The sequence below is a fragment of the Bradyrhizobium sp. P2_E8 genome (genome assembly GCF_056403875.1).
In genome coordinates this window covers 1-2,025 of the sequence record NZ_JBFUES010001203.1, presented here as the reverse complement: position 1 = coordinate 2,025, position 2,025 = coordinate 1, and the positions used below count along the sequence as shown (strand labels likewise).

Here is a 2,025-nt window from a genome sequence, read left to right as displayed (position 1 = left end):
GTATGGCTCCGCTCACCCGGGCTACGGAATTACGAACCCAGCTAGTCCTCGCTGGACGCCGCCGAGCGGTTGCGCAAGTAGGCCTGCGACAACAGGAAGAATAATGCGCGCTCGCCCTGATATTTGGCGGACGGCCGGGTGCGCTCGAACCCGTCGGCAAATATCTTGCCGGACTGGTCGCACACCTGCCATCGCCAGCCAAACCGCTTACGCCTGGTGAGGATCACTTCGAACATGCCGACGGGCTTGGTCCCTGCTCCTGCCGGTCTCGCAAGCGCACACGCCTGCTCCGGCCTCCCTCGTTAGACGGATGCTCGACATATAACGCAGCAGGATGGAAAGAGAATAAAATTGATTGTCGAAAACGCGCATCGTGCACCGACTGTGACGAAGTCGCGACGCCTGTGGAATAAGCCGATGTTTCCGGTGTTTTAAGGCCGCTCGAGCGCTTGATAGCGCTGACAGGGGTATTCAAATCCGAACACAGGACGAGACCGCCCGGTAAGCGAACACTCACCGGGCGTTGCTGCGAGATGTCAGCGGCCGACTCGCGCCTGGAGATGCGCAGGATAGCGATCGCCCTGCACCGCCACCTTGGCCAGCACTGCCGCAATGGCAGCGAGATCCGGCTCCGACAGCGTCACCGCGGCCGCGCCGACATTCTCCTCGAGCCGGTGCAGCTTGGTGGTGCCGGGGATCGGCACGATCCACGGCTTCTGCGCCAGCAACCAGGCCAGCGCGATCTGTGCCGGCGTCACTTTCTTCGCTGCTGCGATCTCGCCGAGCAGATCGACCAGCGTCTGGTTGGATTTTCGTGCGCTGGATGAGAAGCGCGGTACGATGTTGCGGAAGTCGCTCTTGTCGAACGTCGTGCTCTCGGTGATCGCGCCGGTCAGGAAGCCCTTGCCGAGCGGGCTGAAGGGAACGAAGCCGATGCCGAGCTCTTCCAGCGTCGGCAGGATCTCCTGCTCCGGCTCGCGCCACCACAGCGAATATTCGCTTTGCAATGCGGTCACGGGCTGCACCGCATGGGCGCGGCGGATGGTCTGCGCGCCCGCCTCCGACAGGCCGAAATGCAGGACCTTGCCGTCGCGGATCAGGTCCTTCACCGCGCCCGCGGTGTCTTCGACCGGCACGTCGGGATCGACGCGGTGCTGATAGAACAGGTCGATGCGGTCGGTCTTCAGCCGCTTCAAGGCGGCCTCCGCCACCGCCTTGACGTTGGCGGGCCGGCTGTCGAGCCCGTCTTCGACCTTGCCGCCCTTGAAGCCGAACTTGGTGGCGATCACGACCTTGTCGCGGAATGGTGCCAGCGCCTCGCCCAGAAGCTCCTCGTTGACGAAGGGGCCGTAGGCCTCGGCGGTGTCGAAGAAGGTGACGCCGCGCGCGAAGGCGGTCCTGATCAGCGCGATCGCCTGCGAGGTCTCCGTCGCCGGGCCATAGCCATAGCTCAGTCCCATGCAGCCGAGGCCAAGCGCCGAGACCTCCAGACCACTCTTGCCCAGTTTACGCATCTGCATCGCAGTTCTCCTTGAAATCACGTGCGGCTGCGAATTTAGGTCGCGCGCGAGCCTGCGATTAGATGATAAGACCGGCATGTACTCATGATCCGGATTCATGAATGGCGCGCAGCAACGTCAACGACCTCCTCGCCTTCCTCGCGGTCGCCCGCGAGCGCAGCTTCACCCGCGCGGCCGCGCAGCTCGGCGTATCGCAATCCGCGCTCAGCCACACCGTGCGCGCGCTGGAGGAGCGGCTTGGCCTGCGGCTGCTCACCCGCACCACCCGCAGCGTCGCACCGACGGAAGCCGGCGACCGCCTGCTGCGCAATATCGGGCCGCGCTTTGCGGAGATCGACGCGGAGCTGTCGGCGCTGACCGCGCTGCGCGAGACGCCGGCCGGCACCGTCCGCATCACCACCGGCGAACATTCGGCGCAGACCATCCTGTGGCCGGCGCTCGCCAAGCTGCTGCCGCGCTACCCTGATATCAAGGTCGAGCTCGTCGATCAAGGTCGAGCTCGTCG

3 protein-coding genes are annotated in these 2,025 nt (G+C 64.8%); 1 reads left to right on the top strand and 2 read right to left on the bottom strand.

Annotated elements, in window-relative coordinates; translation table 11 throughout:
* Positions 1-41 precede the first annotated feature (41 nt).
* Positions 42-236, bottom strand: coding sequence for a hypothetical protein (locus tag AC1D00_RS38600; protein WP_025037121.1), 195 nt, complete (start codon positions 234-236; stop codon positions 42-44).
* A 300-nt stretch (positions 237-536) separates the two neighbouring features.
* Complete coding sequence (locus AC1D00_RS38595; protein ID WP_477014289.1) at positions 537-1,520, bottom strand: aldo/keto reductase; 984 nt, start codon at positions 1,518-1,520, stop codon at positions 537-539.
* Positions 1,521-1,621: 101 nt separating this feature from the next.
* Between AC1D00_RS38595 and AC1D00_RS38590 the strand changes: the two genes are divergently transcribed.
* Positions 1,622-2,025 (top strand): LysR family transcriptional regulator (locus tag AC1D00_RS38590; protein ID WP_477014288.1); only part of this gene is annotated, 404 nt, incomplete at its 3' end.

Coding starts and splice junctions, on each gene's coding strand:
- AC1D00_RS38600 (WP_025037121.1), bottom strand. CDS start 236: ATGTTCGAAGTGATCCTCACCAGGCGTAAGCGGTTTGGCTGGCGATGG.
- AC1D00_RS38595 (WP_477014289.1), bottom strand. CDS start 1,520: ATGCAGATGCGTAAACTGGGCAAGAGTGGTCTGGAGGTCTCGGCGCTT.